The organism is Micromonospora sp. L31, from assembly GCF_052068075.1.
Taxonomy (GTDB): Bacteria; Actinomycetota; Actinomycetes; order Mycobacteriales; family Micromonosporaceae; genus Micromonospora; species Micromonospora purpureochromogenes.
This window is the reverse complement of sequence record NZ_JBQHDC010000009.1, coordinates 1-16503: the sequence shown is the minus strand read 5'-3', so window position 1 is coordinate 16503 and position 16503 is coordinate 1. Positions and strand designations below refer to the sequence as shown.

The following is a 16503-nucleotide window of genomic DNA, read 5'->3' as shown; positions in this document are numbered from 1 at the left end:
GTTCGGTGTGTGGTGCGTCACCACGCGTAAGGCATCCTAGGACACTAGTGGAGTGTCGCTGTGCCCGTGCCTGGGTGAAGCGGGTCAGGCGGTGCGCGCGGCGGCGGTGTCCGGCTGCGTCGCCTCGCTGGCCTCCACGGCCTGCGCGAAGGCCAGCAACGACAGCAGCAGGTCGTGCTGCGCCCGCGCCGGCATCCGGTCGAGGATCGCCTGCACGGCCTGGTGGCGCCGCTCCTTCAGCTCGCGCAGCAGGGTCTGGGCCGCGGCGGTGGGGACCAGCCGGACCTCCCGCCGGTCACGCGGGTCGGCCACCCGGCGCAGCAGCCCGGTGGCCTCCAGCCGGTCGCAGAGCCGGCTGGCCGAGGAGGGTACGACGTCGAGCAGCTCCGCCAGCCGGTTGACGTTGGTGTCCGGCCGCGCGCTGATCAGGGCGAGCACCCGCAACTGCGTCGGCGGGACGGTGACGTGGTGCCGCGAGGTGGCGGAGTCGAGCACACCGATCAGCGCCTCGGCGGCTGCATCGATCGCCGCGGCGAGGTTCGGAGGTCGCTCCACCCGGTGCCCCCTGCGATTGTTCCGCTCGTACCCGGCTGCCGGTCTGCTACCGCTCGCCCTGACCGCTGACACCGACCCAGTCCAGACAGACGACGACGGCGTCGTCGCGCAGGTCCGCTTCGGCGTGGTAGGCGAACAGTTCGCGCATCACGGTACCAACCGCCTCGGTCGCCGGCTGCAACCGCGTGGACCGCATCGACCGCGCCATCGCCCGCTCCCCGTACGCCTCCTGGCCGCCCGGCTGCGCGTCGTAGACGCCGTCGCTGACCACGAAGAGGCGGTCCCCCGGCTCCAGGTCGAACTCCTGCACGTCGTAGCGCGTCTCGGCGAACATGCCCAGCGGCAGTTGGCGGTCCAGCTCGATCGGCGTCACCGTGGCGCCGCGGACCCGCAGCAGGTGCGGGGAACCCGCGTCCACCGCGCGTACCCGACCGGTGACGGTGTCGACCGTGAGCAGCAACGTCGCCACGTGCCGCCGGCCGCGGTGCTGGTAGTGGATGGTGTCCGAGGCCAGCTCGGCCTGCTCCACCAGCCCGCCGCCGGAGCGCCGGGCGTTGCGCATCGCGTTGACGGTCAACGCGGTCAGCAGGGCGGCGGACATGCCCGTGCCGGTCCCGTTGAGCACGGTGACGGTGAGGCGGTCGGAGTCGACGGACCAGTCGAAGTGGTCCCCGCCCACGCCGTACGCCGGCTCCAACTGGCCGGCCAACAGGAAAGCGTGGTGCCGCACGCTGCGTCCGGGCAGCAGGTCCCACTGCATCTCGGCGGCCATGCTGAGCCGTTCCCGGCGGCGGGCCCGGCGGTACCGGTCGGTCTCCCGGTCGGCGGCGCGCAGTGCGGTGGCCAGCTCGTCGGCGACCTCGCCGATCGACGCCACCGTCGGCCCGTCCGCCGGCCCGGTCAGCTCGACCAGCAGCACCCCGAGCCGCTCCCCCCAGGCGGTCAGCGGCACCCAGACGCGGCAGTGCCCGTCGTCCCGGGCGTCGAGCACCGGCTGCTGGCTGCTGAAGCAGCGCTGCGCGACCCCCTGGCAGGCGAGGAAGCCGGCGTCCGGCAGGTCGGGGTCCAGCACCGGCCAGAGCCCGGTGATCCGGTAGTCGGCCAGGAACACGTCGGTGCGCGAGGCGCCGAGGCGCGCCCGGACGACCCGGTCCGCGGCCTCCACCAGCTGGTCCGGCGGGGCTGCGCGCAGCGCACGGGACACCGCTGCGGGCACGTCCGGCATGTTCGTCCTCCAGAATTCTTGCTGTAGGGCAAGCATCATACGGACGCGCGGCCGGGCACCGCACCGGCCGGGTCAGTCGGTGGGTTTGCCGGCCAGCCCGCCGTGGAACGCGTCCGGCACTGCGGCCGGCTCGCCGCGGGGCCGCCACCGGGCCACCGGCACGATGCCCTCGGCCGTCGGCACCCACCGCCCCAGCAGCGGGGCGAACGACGCCGGGGTCCGCATCCGGAACTGCGGCCCCATCATGGCCAGCGCCTGCGGGTGTCCGGCCAGCTCCTCGCTGTCGAAGTCGAACGCCAGGAAGCTGCCCGGGGCCACCGCGTCGTAGAGCTCGTCGAGGGTCCGGGCCAGCGTCTCGTCGTCCAGGAAGGCGGCCAGGCCGAGGAAGACCACGCCGACCGGTCTCCTCCCCCAGCCGGGCACGAAGCGGTGCAGCTGGGCCGGGTCGACGGTGCCGATGTCGGTGGCGTCGCCGTAGCCGTAACCGGCGCGGTCGCTGCCGGCCAGGATCCGCTGCCCGAGCCGGATGGTGACCGGGTCGACGTCGGTGTAGAGGACGGTGGCGGAGGTGGCCACCTCGTGCACGTTGCCCCGGGTGGGCAGGCCGGCCCCGAAGACGAGGAAGCCGTCCACCCCGGCCTCGGCGACCGCCCCGACCGCCCGGCCGAGGAAGTCCCGCAGGTCCCGGAAGATCGCCGCGCACGGCCCGTACGCCTCCTCGAAGGCACGGGCCGCCGCCACGTCCACCGGGAAGTGGTGCTCACCGCCCAACCAGAAGTCGATCATGCGGGCGGTGCTCGGCTGCTCCGGCTCGGCCATCGACGGCACTCCCTTCCGACGGGTGGGCGACAGCGTAGCGAGGCGACCGCCCTCGCGGTATCGCCCCGGCGACAGTCCCCGGGCCGCGATACTGGCCGCGGGCAGGAGGTGCGCGGCGGTGAACTCGGCGAACGGCGCGGCGGTGGTGGTGGGCGTGGACGGCTCGGAGCAGGCGCTGCGCGCCGTCCGGCTCGCCGCGGCGGAGGCGGCCCGCCGGCACCGGCCGCTGCGGGTGGTGCACGGGTTCATCTGGCCGTTGCTGCGGGTGCCCGTGGACCCGGTCGCCGACGCCCCGCCCGGCGGCGGCCTGCGCCACCAGGCGGAGGAACTCGTCGCGCGGGCGGTCGCCGAGGCGGAGGCGGCCGTACCGGGGATCCGGGTGACCGGCGAGATCATCGACGGCGAGGCGGCGGCGGTGCTGCTCGGCGAGACGCCCACCGCCGCACTGGTCGTGCTCGGTGACCGCGGGCTGGGTGGCTTCGGCGCGCTGATCCTCGGCTCGGTGGCGGTGCAGGTCGCCACGTACGCGCAGTGCCCGGTGCTGGTGGCGCGCGGCGAGGAACACGGCGGCGGTCCGGTGGTGGTCGGGGTGGACGGCTCCCCGGCGGCCCGGGAGGCCGTGGAGTTCGCCGCCGAGCAGGCGGACATCCGGGGCGCCACGTTGCACGCCCTGCACGCCTACCGCCACCCGGCCTCCGGCGGCCCCGGCGACATGCAGCCGCTGGTCTACGACGAGTCCGAACTGCGCGCCGAGGAGGACCGGGTGCTCGTCGAGGCCCTCGCCGGCATCGGCGAGCGGTACCCCGACCTGCCGATCACCCGCGAGGTGGTGCGGGACCGGGCGGTCGCCGCGCTCACCGCCGCGTCCCGCCGGGCGCTGCTGGTGGTGGTCGGCGGCCGGGGACGCGGCGAGCTGGCCGGGCTGCTGCTCGGCTCGGTGAGCCACGGGGTGCTGCACCACAGCGCCTGCCCGGTGGCCGTGGTGCGTACCCCGGACTGAGCGGTTGACCCGCCGGCAGACGGGTAGACGGCCCGGGTACGGCACGCGGTGACAGCTACCGAGGAGGCGGCTATGCCAGGACCACGGCCGGGAAGCAACGCGTACGACAAGCAACGCGCACGCCTGCGCGACCTGATCGAGCAGTCGGGGCGGGCGGCGGACCAGGAGGCCAACCAGGTCGCCAACCGGATCATGCAGGAGGATCGCGGCCAACGGGGCGTGGTCCGGGGGGAACGGACGTTCGGCCCGAAGGGTGAGCGCGAACCGGGCGATCCGAAGTGAGGGCTTCCGGTGTGGTCGACGGGGCGATCGCCGGCGCGGTCGGCAGCGCCGCGTTGAACGTGGTCGGCTACCTGGACATCGCAGTCCGGGCCAGACCGGCGAGCAGCACCCCGGAGGAGAGCATCGGCCGGTTGGCCGGTCTCGCGCACGTGGACCTGGGCCCCGAGGACCGAGCGGCGAACCGCCGCACGGGCCTCGGGGCCGTCCTCGGGTACGCCCTGGGGATCAGTACCGGCGCCGCCTTCGGGGTGCTCGCGAGCGGTCGCCGGCTACCGCCGGCGGTCGCGACCGCGCTGCTCGGCGGCGGGGTGATGGCCACCACTATCGGCTCGCTCGCGACGCTGCGGATCAGCGACCCGCGCACCTGGAGCCGGTCCGACTGGCTAGCCGACATCGTGCCCCACCTGGCATACGGAATGGCGGCCGCTGCCACCTTGAACCGGCTGCGGCCGCCCTCCGCACGGTGCGGTTAGCCCCGGTCACTCTCGTCGTCGGCGATCGGCTCACCGGCCGGGCCGTACGGCGAGACCTGCCCCTTCGGCACCGGCCGTCCGACGTCCGCGTTGGACGTGCCCTTGTGCTGCGGATGCCCGCCCGCGTCCGTGGCGGTCTTCCGGCTGTCCGTACTGGTCGCGCCCTTGGCGTTGCGGCGGAACTCCATCTGCTGCGGGTTCACCACGGGTCTCTCCTTCCGACGGGGTGCACGACCAGCGGGCCGCGCACCCCATTGGCTTACCCGCCGCCGTGGCGCACATTCGACCGGCGGCGGCCCGGCTGATCCGCGACAGGGCGGGTACTGCACGGTGATGGGGGACGACCGACGGGTGGCCCGGGCCCTGCTGGACCGGCAGGGACGCACCTACGCCGAGGAGGCCGGCATCCGACTGACCGACCGGCCGGGGCCGCTGTACCAGCTGCTGGTGCTGGCCACCCTGCTGAGCACCCGGATCCGGGCCGGGGTGGCGCTCGCCGCCGCGCGGGAACTCTTCGCCGCCGGCTGGCGCACCCCGCAGGCGATGGAGACGGCGAGCTGGCAGGAGCGGGTCGACGCGCTGGGGCGCGGGCACTACCGCCGCTACGACGAGCGGACCGCCACGATGCTCGGCACCGGTGCCCGGCTCTGCCTGGACCGCTGGCACGGTGACCTGCGCCGGCTGCACCGGGAGGCCGACGGGCAGCCGACCGCGCTGCGCCGGCTGCTCACCGAGTTCCCCGGCATCGGTCCGACCGGCGCGGACATCTTCCTGCGGGAGGCGCAGGAGGTCTGGCCGGACGTGCGCCCGTACGCCGACCGGCGGACCCTGACCGGGGCGAAGCGGCTCGGGCTGCCGGCGAATCCGCGCGGGCTGGCGGGCCTGGTCGGCGAGGCGGACTTCGGCCGGCTCGCCTCGGCGCTGGTCCGGGTGGCCCTGGGCGAGGAGTCCGCGGGCGAGGTCAACCGGACTGCGGCGGCGCGGTGAGCGTCACTTGACCGGCTTGTCCCCGGGCTTGGTCAGGTTCCACACCAGCAGCGCGGCGGCCAGGGCGAGCAGCACCACCCCGCCGGAGATCCCGCCGCCCTCATCGGCGCTGCGCCCGGTGGCGCCGAAGTAGATCACCGCCAGTCCGGCGAGCACCGCCAGGAACGTCCGCATTCCTCGGTCCTTCACGTTCCGCACGGTACGGCGGGTTCCGCCCCGGTACGGCGGTTTTCGCGGCCGGTAACCCGTCCGGGTCACTCGGCCCGGCCGCCGGCCGCCGGGCCGCGCAGCCGGACCCGCCGTACCGCCCGGTCGGCCACCTCGACCACCTCGACGGTGAGCCCGGGCAGCCGCACCGACTCCCCCGGCCCGTCGGGCAGCCGGCCCAGCCCGGCCAGGACCAGCCCGGCGACGGTGGTGTAGTCGCGCGGCAGCGGGAAGGCCAGCCGCACCCCCACGTCGGCCAGGTCGTGCAGTGGGAAGTCACCGGGGAGCAGCAGTGCCCCGTCCGCCTCCCGCAGCACCCCGGAGACGTCCCGGTCGGTCTCGTCGTACAGTTCGCCGACGACCTCCTCCAGCAGGTCCTCCATAGTGATCAGACCGTCGATGCCGCCGTACTCGTCGACCACCAGGGCGAGCTGTTCGTGGCGTTGCCGCAGCTGGCGCATGGCGTCGGCGACCGGCAGCGTGCCGGGCAGCAGCAGCAGCTCGCGGGCCCGCTGACCGGCGGTGTCGCCGTGGCCGTCGACCAGGTCGCGGATGTGCACCAGGCCCCGGACGTCGTCCAGCCCGCCCGGCCCCACGACCGGGGCGCGGGAGCGCCCGGTGGCGGCCATCCGGCGCATCGCCTCGGCCGCCGACAGCGAGGCGGGCAGCACCGTCACGTCCCGTCGGGGGACCAGGATCTCCCGCAGGGTACGGCCGGCGATGTCGAACGCCCCGGACAGGATCTCCCGCTGCTGCGCCGACAGCCCCCGCTGGCTGACCAGCATCTCCCGCAGCTCCTCCTCGGTCACCTCCTGCCGCTGTGCCCGCGGGTCCCCGCCGGCGAGCCGGACCAGCAGGTCGGTGGCGCGGCTGAGCAACCAGATCGCCGGCCGGGACAGCCGGGCGAGCACGTCCAGCGGGGGTGCGCTCAACAACGCCCACCGCTCCGCCCACTGCATCGCCAGCCGTTTCGGGGCAAGCTCCCCGACGACCAGGGTGACGAAGGTCAGCACCACGGTCACCAGCACCACGGCCACCGGCCGGGCCGCGCCGCCGAGGAAGCCGAGCGGGCCGATCAGCGGCTGGGCCAGCGACACGGCGGCGGCCGCCGAGGCGAGGAACCCGGCGAGGGTGATGCCGAGCTGGATGGTGGCCAGGTAGCGGTTCGGTTCCCGGGCCAGCCGGGCCAGCCGCGCCCCGGCCCGACCGGAGCGGCCCAGCTGGCGCAGCTGCGCCTCCCGCAGCGTCACCAGCGCCATCTCGCTGCCGGACAGGGCGGCGTTGATCAGCACCAGCACGGCCACCAGCGCGAGCTGCCCGAGCATGCCACCCCCTCCCCCGCCACCTTGGCCCCTACTCAACCGCAGCGGCGTCACCGGAGAGGCCGGGTCAGTCGTTTTCCAGGTCGTCGAGGGAGATGGCGTGGGTCATCAGCCAGCGGGCCAGCGCCGACATGCCGAACAGCCACAGCGGGGCCGACTCGGTGGTGCCGTTGGTGGCGAAGATCGCGAACCGCAGGTCCGGCGCCCGGTACGCCTCGATCCGCCAGCGGTGGTTCTTGTCCCGCCAGACCGCCGATGGGTCCATGGCGTCACGGTAGGCGACGCGGCGCCCGTCGCGGTGCGGCTTCGGGCCAGCCCGCGGCACCGCCCCTGCCCGCCGGGCCCGGCGGTGGTCAGGACGGCCGGCCGACCACCTCGCGGGCGTCGTCGGGCAGCCGGCGGGTGGCGCCGCGCCGGTCCAGCAGCTCCAGCAGCGGCACGGCGACCCGGCGGGTGGTGTCCAGCGCCTGCCGGGCGGCGCTGAGCGTGAACGGCTGCGGCAGCCCGGCCAGCACCCGGACCGCGTCGTCGAGCGCGCCGGGCAGCAGCACCACGTTCTCCGCCAGCCGCAGCAGCGCCCCGGCGCGCACGGCAGCACCGATCTCCCGGGGACCCAGGCCGAGGGTGGCGAGGCGGTCCGCCTCGGGGGCGCGGAACGGCTGGGCGGCGTACTCGGCGCGGACCCGCTGCACGGCCCGGGCCACCGGTGCGGGCAGCGCGTCGACCTCGGCGGCGGTGACCCGCCCGGCGCGCAGCGCCAGCGGCGGGCGGACCAGGGCCTCGACCAGCGCGCGGTCGGGCAGGTCGAGACGCCGGCGCAGCACCTCCACCGGGACGCCCGGGTCGAGGGGATGCTCGCGCGCGTACCGGGTGGTCTCCTCGGCCAGCCGGGTGGCCAGCCGCCGCCAGTGCTCGGGGTCGGCGAGCCAGTCGCCGGCGACCGGGGCGACGGTGGCCGGCACCCCCATCCGGGTCAGCTCCCCGGCGCGGACCAGGGCCCGCCGGCGCAGCTCCCCGGCGAGGTCGGGCCGCCCGTCGAGGTCGGCGAGGACGGCCGCCCGGGCCGCGGCGGCGCCGCGCCGGCGCAGGGGCGGTGGGGCCACGTCCAGCACCGTCACCCCGCCGCTGACGTGGTGCCGTCCGGGGTCGCGCAGCAGCGCCCGGTCGCCGACGAGCAGCGGCAGCGGCCGGGCCAGCCGCAGCCGGACGGTGTCGTGTCCGAGCGGGCGGACCCGGGCCGGCACGGCAGCCGAGCCCACGTGCAGGGTGAGGGTGGCGGGCAGGTCGGCGGCCGGGTCGCCGGCCAGCCGCACGTCGAGCAGGTCGGTGAGCCGGAACCGGCCGGGGGTGAGCAGCGCGTCGCCCCGGCCCAGCCGGTCCTTCGGCACGCCCCGCAGGTTGACCGCGACCCGGGCCACCGCGTCCACCCGGTCGTGGGCGGCGCCGAGGGAGTGCAGGCCGCGTACCCGGACCGGCTCGCCGGTGGCGGCCAGCTCCAGCTGGTCGCCGACCCGTAGCCGGCCGCCGCCGAGGGTGCCGGTCACCACGGTGCCGCTGCCCCGGATGGTGAAGGACCGGTCCACCCAGAGCCGCACCGGCAGGTCCGGCGCGGGCGCCGGCAGGCGGGCGACCAGCCGGTCCAGGGCGGCGCGCAGCTCGGGCAGGCCCGTGCCGGTGACCGCGCTGACCGGTACCGCCTCCACCTCGCCGAGGCTGGTGGCGGCGAGCTCCGCCCGGGCCCGGGCCAACGCCGGTCCCGGGTCGGCCAGGTCCGCGCGGGTCACCGCCAGCAGCCCGTACGACACCCCGAGCGCGTGCAGCGCGGCCAGGTGCTCGGCGGACTGCGGCATCCAGCCCTCGTCGGCGGCGACGACGACCAGCGCGGCCGGGACGGGTCCGACGCCGGCGAGCATGTTCGGCACGAAGCGCTCGTGGCCGGGGACGTCGACGAAGGCGATGGTGCCGCCGGCGGGCAGCGTGGTCCAGGCGAAGCCGAGGTCGATGGTCATGCCCCGGCGGCGTTCCTCGGCCCACCGGTCGGGTTCCATCCCGGTCAACGCCCGGACCAGTGTCGACTTGCCGTGGTCGACGTGGCCGGCGGTGGCGACGACGTACATGTCAGCCGGCCGCCGGGACCCGCAGCACCGCGGCGCGCAGGGTGTCGTCGGCGGCCGGGGGGACGCAGCGCAAGTCCAGCAGGAGCCGGCCCCGCAGCACCCGGCCGAGCACCGGCGGCGCGCCGAGGCGTAGCGGCCCGGCGTACGCCTCGGGCAGGCTCAGCGCCCACGAGTCCAGCACGACGCCGGGTGCGCCGCCACCGCCGACCACGGCGCTGCTCGGCACCACCTCGGCCTTGCAGCCGTCGGCGCCGAGCGCGTCGCGCAGCCGTTCGGCCCGCTCCCGCAGCCCGGCGGGGTCGGCGTGCAGGGCGGACCGGGTGGGGGTGTCCGGGCCGTGCAGGGTGGCCGCCAGGGCGGCCAGGGTCAGCTTGTCGACCCGCAACGCGCGGGCGAGGGGGTGCCGGCGCAGCCGCTCGACCAGCGCGGCGTCGCCGAGCAGCAGCCCGGCCTGCGGCCCGCCGAGGAGCTTGTCGCCGCTGGCGGTGACCAGCGCCGCGCCGGCCCGCAGGGTGCTGGCGGCGTCCGGCTCGTCGGGCAGCAGCGGGTCCGGTGCGAGCAGCCCGGAGCCGATGTCGGCCACCACCGGCACGCCGAGGGTGGCCAGCGCCCGGACCGGCACGGCCGAGGTGAAGCCGGTGACCAGGAAGTTCGACGGGTGCACCTTCAGCACGAAGCCGGTTGCCGGGCCGATCGCCGCCGCGTAGTCGGCCAGGGTGGTGCGGTTGGTGGTGCCGACCTCCCGCAGCCGGGCGCCGGTGCTCTCCAGCAGGTCTGGCAGGCGGAACCCGTCGCCGATCTCCACCAGTTCGCCCCGGCTCACCACGATCTCCGCGCCGGCGGCCAGGGCGGTGGCGGCGAGCACCAGCGCGGCCGCGCCGTTGTTCACCACGTGCACGGCCGCCGCGTCCGGCACCGCGGCGGCGAGCGCGTCCAGGGCGTCGCGTCCCCGCCGGGCGCGCCGCCCGGTGCGCAGGTCCAGCTCCACGTCCGTGTGCCCGGCGGCGGCGACGACCGCCTCGACGGCGGCAGCCGACAGTGGCGCCCGGCCGAGGTTGGTGTGCAGCACGACGCCGGTGGCGTTGAGCACCGCGCGCGGCGCTGGCGCGGGCAGCGCGGCGAGGGCGTCGTCGGGTACCTGTTCGGGGGTGATGTCGCCGCGGCGGGCGCGCTCCTGGGCGTGGCCCACGGCTGCCTTGACCCGGTCGCGGCCGAGGGTGGCGACCGCCGCGGCCAGGCGCGGGTCGGCCAGCAGGGTGTCGGTGCGCGGCACCCGCCGTCGTGGGTCGGCCGGCGCCTCGCCCATGCGCGTCATCTCTCCCGAGCGGTTTGGCGGAGACGGACGGGAATCGAACCCGCCTGACCCGGGTCCCGGGCCACACCGGTTTTGAAGACCGGGAGGGGCACCAGCCTCCTGAACGCCTCCGCCCAGGAGTCAACCACAGCCCCCGGCCCGTCGCGCGGCGAGCCTCAGCCTTCGCCGGCCTCCCGGCGGCGCACCCGCTCCCGCTGCGGCACGACCGTGTACTTCGGATCGCGCGCCGAGGCGACGCCGCCGTGGAAGATGCCGAACCGGGTGGCCACCGACGCGGCGAGCAGCGCCCCGCCGGAGAGCGCGGAGATCACCCGGCTGCGCCGGCCGACCAGCGCCCCGGCCACCCCGGCGGCGGTCAGCGCCCGCCCGGCGCGCAGCAGCCGGCCGGCCCGGCCCGTCCGGTACGGCTCGCTGAGCAACCCGAGCCGGGTCTCCACCGAGTGCGACCCGAGCAGCTCCAGCGCCGCGCCGGCCACGGCCATCCGCCGCGCCGGGCCGGCCTGCGCGCACGGCGCGGCGATCAGGCCCACGCCGGCGCCGCTGGCCAGCGCGCTGCCCGCGAAGATGGTCGGCAGTTCCGGGTACGCCTCGTGCCACGACGGCACCGCCGTTCCGGCCAGCAGCACCCCGGTGTACGTGGCCAGGGCCGGCGCGGTGGCGGCGGCGGCCAGCCCGGCGGCCTGCCCGACCGGGGGCAGCACCCGGCGGGCCAGCCCGAGCACGCCCCGCTCGGGGAGCCAGGGCGCCGCCTCGGCGATCGCGGCCACGCCGGCGGCCGGCCCGAAGGCGCTCAGGATCCAGGTGCCCACCGACATCGGCGAGGTCGGCTTCGCGACCCGCAGCATGTGGTGGAAGCGGGACGGCCGCCCCAGGTCGTGGATCAGGAAGTACGCGCTGGCGGTGACCGCGCCCAGCGCGGTGACCCGGCCGGCGCGGCGCAACGCCGGGCGGCCGGTGAGCTGTCCGCCGGCGGCCAGCAGCGACGAGCCGGCGGCCAGGCCCCCGGTGAACAGGTACGCGGCGATGTCCCACCGCCACACCGGCGCCTTGAGGATCGGCCGGCCGTAGTACGAGGTGAACTCGGCCTCCGGCACGCGCAGCTCCTCGCCACCGCGCCCGGTCCGCCTGCGGCGACCCCGGCGATCGACCGGCGCGACGTCGCGGGGCGGGTCCGGGGCGAGGCGCACCTCCGCGGCTTCCGAGTCGGTCCGGGCCGCACCGACGCCGGTACCGCGTGCACGGCCTTCACGGCCGGTGGCCCGGGCGCCGTTCACCGCGCCCCGGTCGGGCTCCGTTGTCCGGGCCGCGTCCACGGCGGCCGGGCCAGGCCCTGTTGTCCGGGCGGTTTTCGCCGGGGCCTGGTCAGGCCCTGCTGCCCGGCGGGCGTCCACGGCGGCCTGGTCCGGTGCGGGGGCGGGTCCGGACGTCATGGCGCCCGCACCGACCCGCCGCTGGTCGTCGCCCGGACCGCCGGGTTCTCCGCCGAACGCCGCCGACGGCTCGGAGCCGGCGGGCCCCACGCCGATCTTCGGCCCGTGGCCGCCCCGGTGGCCGGGGCCGCCGAGGCGGCCGGGTCCCTGCGTCTCCAGCCGGTCGCGGAAGCGACGGAACAGTGAGCCGACGGGCGCGCGGTCCGGACTCACGACGAACCTCCGACGAACGCGGCGACGGCGGCCGCCGTCATGGCCAGCGCGGCCAGCCCGGCCCGCTTCCACATCTTCGGCAGGTCGCGGGTGGTCACCACCGGGTCCGGCGGCAGGCCGTACACCTCGGGCTCGTCGAGCAGCAGGAAGAACGCGCCGTCACCGCCGACGCCGTCGGTGGGGTCGTTGCCGTAGAGCCGGGCCTCGGGCACCCCCCGCTGGTGCAGCTGGGCCACCCGCCGCGCCGCCCGCTCCCGCAGCTCGTCCAGCGGTCCGAACTGGATCGACTCGGTGGGGCAGGCCTGCGCGCAGGCGGGCGTCATGCCCGCGCCGAGGCGGTCGTAGCAGAGCGTGCACTTCCACGCCCGGCCGTCCCCCTTGCGCTGGTCGATCACCCCGTACGGGCAGGCCGAGATGCAGTAGCCGCAGCCGTTGCAGATGTCCTCCTGGACCACCACCGTGCCGAACTCGGTGCGGAACAGCGAGCCGGTCGGGCAGACGTCCAGGCAGGCGGCGTGGGTGCAGTGCTTGCAGACGTCCGACATCATCAGCCAGCGGAAGTCGGTGCGCTCCTCGACGCCGGTGGACCGGCCGGGCGGCTGCGAACCGGGCATGCCGAGGAACTGGCCGCCCGTACCTGTGCCGTTGCCCCGATCGGGGACGGTGGCCGGTGCCGCGGCGCCGTCGGCGCCCATCCGGGCCGCGGGGGAGGCCGAGCCCGGCGGCACGCCCGGGTCGGTGCCGGTCGGGTTGCCGGTGCCGGCGGCGACGGCCGCCGAGGACGCGCTGACCGACCCGTCGGTCGGGGTGCCGGCGAACGGCGGCGTGCGGTGCCCGGCCGGGACGGGCTGCTCGATGAAGGCCACGTGCCGCCAGGAGTTGGCGGTCAGCGCGCCGGTGTTGTCGTACGACATGCCGAGCAGGTCGAACCCGGAGTCCGGTACCCCGTTCCACTCCTTGCAGGCCACCTCGCACGCCTTGCAGCCGATGCAGACGCTGGTGTCGGTGAAGAAACCCACCCGCGGGCCGGCGTCGACCCAGCCGGCGTCCGGGGCGGGGTCGAGGGGGCCGTAGAGGCTGTTGGCGTCAGGCATCGTCGACATCCTCCCCCTCGGCGGGCCCCGGCGCAGGAGGGTGGACCCCGTCGGTCACGGTGGGCGCCGACCGTCCCGGCACGATCCCGGCCCGCCGCTGGTAGTCGGCGACCAGGTCCCGCAGGGCCGGCCCGGTCGGCCGCCGCCCGGGCCGCACGTCGCAGGTGCCGACCTTGCTCTCCTGGATCAGTACGTTCGGGTCGAGGGTGATGCCGAACAGGTCGTTGGCCGAGTCGCCGGTCACCAGGCCCTCGTAGCCGAAGTGGTACGGCAGCCAGATCTGGTGGATCACCCGGCCGTCCACCCGCAGCGGCGTGAGCCGGTCGGTGACCAGCACTTTCGCCTCGATCACCGCCCGGCCGCTGACCAGGTGTGCCCAGCCGAGGTGGGTCACCCCGACCTCGGCGGCCAGCTCCGGCGACACCTCGACGAACATCTCCGGCTGCAACTCGGCCAGCGGCCGCACCGTCCGGCTCATCGCGCCGGCCGTGTGGTGCTCGGTCAGCCGGCTCACCGTGAACACGTACGGGAAGACCTGGCTGTGCTCCTCGGGCGGGCTCGGGTTCACCGAGTTCACCGGGTGGGCGTAGACCTTCCGGGTCGGGTTGGCCTGCTGACCGTAGAGCGGGTTGCGCAGCGGCGACTCGGCCGGCTCGAAGTGCGTCGGCAGCGGGCCGTCGAGCACCCCGCTCGGCGCGTACAGCCAGCCCTTGCCGTCGGGCTGCATGACGAACGGGTCGTCGCCGGCGATCCCCGCCGGCCCGGACGCGCCCTCCGGCGGCCGGTACGTCGGCGGTTTGGTCTTCTCGAAGTCCGGCACGTCGTGGCCGGTCCACTCGCCGGCGTCCGGGTCCCACCAGACGTAGCGCTTGCGTTCGCTCCACGGGCGGCCCTGCGGGTCGGCCGAGGCACGGTTGTACAGGGTGCGGCGGTTCGCCGGCCAGGCCCACCCCCACTCGGCGGCCACCCAGTCCTGCTCGTGCCGGGACTTCCGCCGGGCCGCCTGGTTGACCCCGTCGGCGTAGACGCCGGTGTAGATCCAGCAGCCGATGGCGGTGGACCCGTCGTCCCTGGCCTCGGCGAACGCGGACAGCGGGCGGCCGGTCGCCACGTCGTACCCGTTGATCTCGCGCAGCACCGCCTCGGCGCTGGGCTCGGCGTGCGGACCGTGCGTGGGATAGTCCCAGGTCAGGTCGAGCAGTGCCCGGTCCCGCGGCTGGTCCGAGTCGGCCAGCTTCTCCCGTAGCCGGCGGCCCAGGTGGTAGAAGAACCACAGCTCGGAGCGGGCGTCGGCCGGCGGGTCGAGGGCCTTCTCCCGCCACTGCAACAGTCGCTGGGTCTGGGTGAAGGTGCCCTCCTTCTCCACGTGCGAGGCGGCGGGCAGGAAGAACACCTCGGTGCGGCACTCCTTCGGCACGATCTCGCCGGTGGCGACCTCCGGGCCGTTCTTCCAGAAGGTCGCGCTCTCGATCATGAACAGGTCGCGGACGACCAGCCAGTCGAGGTTGGCCATGCCCAGGCGCTGGGCCCGGCCGTGCGCGGAGCCGACCGCCGGGTTCTGGCCGAGCAGGAAGTAGCCCTTGACCTTGCCGTCGATCATGTTCAGCACCTGCTGGTAGGTGCCGTGGTCGCCCGTCATCCGGGGCAGGTACCCGTAGCAGAAGTCGTTCTCCGGGGTCGCCGCGTCACCCCAGTACGCCTTGAGCAGGCTCGCCCCGAAGGCGCGCGCGTTGCCCCAGAAACCCTTCTGGCCGGGGTGCCGGATGCTGTCCACCCACTGGTCGAAGGTCGGGTGGTCGGCGTGGTGGGGCATCGGCAGGTAGCCGGGGAGCAGGTTGAACAGCGTCGGGATGTCGGTGGACCCCTGGATGCTGGCGTGCCCGCGCAGCGCCAGGATCCCGCCGCCGGGCCGACCCATGTTGCCCAGCAGGAGCTGGATGATCGCGCCGGTGCGGATGTACTGCACGCCGACGCTGTGCTGGGTCCAGCCCACCGAGTAGATGAGCACCCCGGTGCGCTCCCGGCCGGAGTTCTCCGTCCAGGCGCGGGCCAGCTCCAGGAACTTGTCCCGCGGGATGCCGCAGACCCGCTCCACCATCTCCGGCGTGTAGCGGGCGAAGTGCCGCTTGAGGATCTGGTAGACGCAGCGCGGGTGCTGCAACGTCTCGTCCCGCGGCACCTGACCGGCGACCTGCGCGCCGTGCGACTCGTGCCGCAGCCCGGCCGCGCTGTCCCGCTCCTTGGCGGTGTGCCCGCTGCCGGAGTCGCGCTCGTGCCCCGCGTACTGCCAGCTGTCCTGCACGTAGCTGCTGGTCTCCGGATCGAACCCGGAGAAGAAGCCGTCACCGTCCTCGGCGTCGACGTACCGCTCGCTGACGATGGTGGCGGCGTTCGTGTACGCCAGCACGTACTCCCGGAAGTCGAGCTCGTTCTCCAGGATGTAGCGCACCACCCCGCCGAGCAGCGCGATGTCGGTGCCCGCGCGGATCGGCAGGTACGTGTCGGCCACGGCGCTGGTCCGGGTGAACCGGGGATCGACGTGGAACACCTTGGCGCCGCGTCGCTTGGCCTCCATCACCCACTGGAAGCCCACCGGGTGGGCCTCGGCCATGTTCGAGCCCTGGATGACGATGACGTCAGCGTTGGCGACGTCCTGCTGGAAGTCCGTCGCGCCACCGCGACCGAAGCTGGTCCCCAGACCGGGGACGGTGGCGGAGTGTCAAATCCGCGCCTGGTTCTCGATCTGGAGCGCCCCCATCGCCGTGAACAACTTCTTGATGAGGTAGTTCTCCTCGTTGTCCAGCGTCGCCCCGCCCAGGCTGGAGATGCCGAGCGTCCGGTTCAGCGGCCGGCCCTCGCTGTCGACGTCCTCCCAGGTCTCCTCGCGGGCGGCGAGGATCCGGTCGGCGATCATGTCGAGCGCGGTGTCGAGCTCCAGGTCCTCCCACTCGGTGGCGTACGGCCGGCGGTAGCGGACCTTGGTCTGCCGCAGCGGGCTGGTCACCAGGCTCTTGCTGGCCGAACCCTTCGGGCAGAGCCGGCCGCGCGAGATCGGACTGTCCGGGTCGCCCTCGATCTGGGTGACCCGACCGTCGGTGACGAACACCCGCTGCCCGCAGCCCACCGCGCAGTACGGGCAGACCGAGCGGGCCATGCTGTCCGCCGTCTCGGTGCGCGCGGTCAGCTCGGCGGAGCGGCCGGACTGCGCGGCGGCGCCCCGACCCAGCGGGTCGGTGCCGGTGAGCTGCCGGTAGACCGGCCAGCCCTCGAGGAAGGTACGCAGTCCCATGCTCCCGCACCCCCTCCCCGACGCCGTCGACCCTCTGAAGATAGGGCAGCGCGGCGGCCTCCGCGAGCGGAGCGAAGGGATCGCTTCCGCCGGTGCAGACAGCGCCGCCCCCGGCCCTGGTGGGTCGGGGGCGGCGCTGGGGTGTCGGTGTGCAGGTCGCCTCTCGGCGAGTGGC

At 75.5% G+C, this 16503-nt stretch carries 16 protein-coding genes and 1 tRNA gene; 4 read left to right on the top strand and 13 right to left on the bottom strand.

Features of this window, described 5'->3' with window-relative positions; translation table 11 throughout:
* Nucleotides 1-84 precede the first annotated feature (84 nt).
* The 3 genes from ACTMS9_RS22770 to ACTMS9_RS22760 all read right to left on the bottom strand — a co-directional run bounded on the left by ACTMS9_RS22770 (nucleotide 85) and on the right by ACTMS9_RS22760 (nucleotide 2599).
* Nucleotides 85-555, bottom strand: a complete 471-nt coding sequence (locus ACTMS9_RS22770) for a MarR family transcriptional regulator (RefSeq protein WP_441165962.1) — start codon at nucleotides 553-555, stop codon at nucleotides 85-87.
* Between the two features lie 46 nt (nucleotides 556-601).
* Entirely contained in the window at nucleotides 602-1780 is a 1179-nt protein-coding gene (locus ACTMS9_RS22765; RefSeq protein ID WP_441148785.1) for a PP2C family protein-serine/threonine phosphatase, read from the bottom strand.
* 72 nt (nucleotides 1781-1852) lie between these two features.
* Entirely contained in the window at nucleotides 1853-2599 is a 747-nt protein-coding gene (locus tag ACTMS9_RS22760) for an SAM-dependent methyltransferase (RefSeq protein WP_441148784.1), read from the bottom strand.
* 118 nt (nucleotides 2600-2717) lie between these two features.
* Here ACTMS9_RS22760 and ACTMS9_RS22755 point away from each other — a divergent pair, with 118 nt between their 5' ends.
* From ACTMS9_RS22755 to ACTMS9_RS22745, 3 genes are all read left to right on the top strand, one after another.
* A complete protein-coding gene (locus tag ACTMS9_RS22755) occupies nucleotides 2718-3599 on the top strand; it encodes a universal stress protein (protein WP_441148783.1) in 882 nt (293 codons plus the stop codon).
* Nucleotides 3600-3671: 72 nt separating this feature from the next.
* Nucleotides 3672-3881, top strand: coding sequence for a phosphatidylethanolamine-binding protein (locus ACTMS9_RS22750; RefSeq protein ID WP_210778069.1), 210 nt, complete (start codon nucleotides 3672-3674; stop codon nucleotides 3879-3881).
* Nucleotides 3878-4354: a hypothetical protein gene (locus tag ACTMS9_RS22745; RefSeq protein ID WP_441165961.1), complete on the top strand. Its 477-nt coding sequence runs from the start codon at nucleotides 3878-3880 to the stop codon at nucleotides 4352-4354. Before ACTMS9_RS22750 ends, ACTMS9_RS22745 begins: the two co-directional genes overlap by 4 nt.
* On the opposite strand, the gene ACTMS9_RS22740 is transcribed toward ACTMS9_RS22745, so the two are convergent.
* Nucleotides 4351-4560 carry a hypothetical protein gene (locus ACTMS9_RS22740; protein ID WP_441148781.1) on the bottom strand — a complete coding sequence of 70 codons (210 nt, stop codon included), beginning with the start codon at nucleotides 4558-4560 and terminating at the stop codon, nucleotides 4351-4353. The two genes, ACTMS9_RS22745 and ACTMS9_RS22740, sit on opposite strands and share 4 nt — an antisense overlap.
* A 127-nt stretch (nucleotides 4561-4687) precedes the next feature.
* Between ACTMS9_RS22740 and ACTMS9_RS22735 the strand changes: the two genes are divergently transcribed.
* On the top strand, nucleotides 4688-5341 hold the full coding sequence (locus ACTMS9_RS22735; protein WP_441148780.1) for a hypothetical protein: 654 nt from the start codon (nucleotides 4688-4690) through the stop codon (nucleotides 5339-5341).
* A gap of 3 nt (nucleotides 5342-5344) precedes the next feature.
* Here the strand turns inward: ACTMS9_RS22735 and ACTMS9_RS22730 are convergent, their stop codons facing one another.
* The 9 genes from ACTMS9_RS22730 to fdh form a co-directional block, all read right to left on the bottom strand.
* On the bottom strand, nucleotides 5345-5530 hold the full coding sequence (locus ACTMS9_RS22730; protein WP_154936871.1) for a hypothetical protein: 186 nt from the start codon (nucleotides 5528-5530) through the stop codon (nucleotides 5345-5347).
* A gap of 65 nt (nucleotides 5531-5595) precedes the next feature.
* Nucleotides 5596-6873: a hemolysin family protein gene (locus ACTMS9_RS22725; RefSeq protein WP_441148779.1), complete on the bottom strand. Its 1278-nt coding sequence runs from the start codon at nucleotides 6871-6873 to the stop codon at nucleotides 5596-5598.
* 64 nt (nucleotides 6874-6937) lie between these two features.
* Complete coding sequence (locus ACTMS9_RS22720; protein ID WP_088962125.1) at nucleotides 6938-7135, bottom strand: hypothetical protein; 198 nt, start codon at nucleotides 7133-7135, stop codon at nucleotides 6938-6940.
* A gap of 88 nt (nucleotides 7136-7223) precedes the next feature.
* Nucleotides 7224-8987 (bottom strand): selenocysteine-specific translation elongation factor, encoded by a 1764-nt coding sequence (gene selB, locus ACTMS9_RS22715; RefSeq protein ID WP_441148778.1) that lies wholly within the window; start codon nucleotides 8985-8987, stop codon nucleotides 7224-7226.
* A 1-nt stretch (nucleotide 8988) separates the two neighbouring features.
* Nucleotides 8989-10293 (bottom strand): L-seryl-tRNA(Sec) selenium transferase, encoded by a 1305-nt coding sequence (gene selA / locus ACTMS9_RS22710; RefSeq protein WP_441148777.1) that lies wholly within the window; start codon nucleotides 10291-10293, stop codon nucleotides 8989-8991.
* 24 nt (nucleotides 10294-10317) lie between these two features.
* Nucleotides 10318-10413 (bottom strand) — tRNA-Sec (locus tag ACTMS9_RS22705).
* Nucleotides 10414-10457: 44 nt separating this feature from the next.
* Entirely contained in the window at nucleotides 10458-11489 is a 1032-nt protein-coding gene (nrfD, locus tag ACTMS9_RS22700; RefSeq protein ID WP_441148776.1) for an NrfD/PsrC family molybdoenzyme membrane anchor subunit, read from the bottom strand.
* Nucleotides 11490-11941: 452 nt separating this feature from the next.
* Nucleotides 11942-13039: a 4Fe-4S dicluster domain-containing protein gene (locus tag ACTMS9_RS22695; protein WP_441148775.1), complete on the bottom strand. Its 1098-nt coding sequence runs from the start codon at nucleotides 13037-13039 to the stop codon at nucleotides 11942-11944.
* A complete protein-coding gene (gene fdh / locus ACTMS9_RS22690; protein WP_441165960.1) occupies nucleotides 13032-16328 on the bottom strand; it encodes a formate dehydrogenase in 3297 nt (1098 codons plus the stop codon). Before fdh ends, ACTMS9_RS22695 begins: the two co-directional genes overlap by 8 nt.
* Nucleotides 16329-16503 lie beyond the last annotated feature (175 nt).

What these genes read in the sequence shown, in the direction of transcription:
- ACTMS9_RS22765 (WP_441148785.1), bottom strand. Translation starts at nt 1,780, where the DNA reads ATGCCGGACGTGCCCGCAGCGGTGTCCCGTGCGCTGCGCGCAGCCCCG.
- ACTMS9_RS22760 (WP_441148784.1), bottom strand. Translation starts at nt 2,599, where the DNA reads ATGGCCGAGCCGGAGCAGCCGAGCACCGCCCGCATGATCGACTTCTGG.
- ACTMS9_RS22750 (WP_210778069.1), top strand. Translation starts at nt 3,672, where the DNA reads ATGCCAGGACCACGGCCGGGAAGCAACGCGTACGACAAGCAACGCGCA.
- ACTMS9_RS22735 (WP_441148780.1), top strand. Translation starts at nt 4,688, where the DNA reads ATGGGGGACGACCGACGGGTGGCCCGGGCCCTGCTGGACCGGCAGGGA.
- ACTMS9_RS22725 (WP_441148779.1), bottom strand. Translation starts at nt 6,873, where the DNA reads ATGCTCGGGCAGCTCGCGCTGGTGGCCGTGCTGGTGCTGATCAACGCC.
- ACTMS9_RS22720 (WP_088962125.1), bottom strand. Translation starts at nt 7,135, where the DNA reads ATGGACCCATCGGCGGTCTGGCGGGACAAGAACCACCGCTGGCGGATC.
- selB (WP_441148778.1), bottom strand. Translation starts at nt 8,987, where the DNA reads ATGTACGTCGTCGCCACCGCCGGCCACGTCGACCACGGCAAGTCGACA.
- selA (WP_441148777.1), bottom strand. Translation starts at nt 10,293, where the DNA reads ATGGGCGAGGCGCCGGCCGACCCACGACGGCGGGTGCCGCGCACCGAC.
- ACTMS9_RS22695 (WP_441148775.1), bottom strand. Translation starts at nt 13,039, where the DNA reads ATGCCTGACGCCAACAGCCTCTACGGCCCCCTCGACCCCGCCCCGGAC.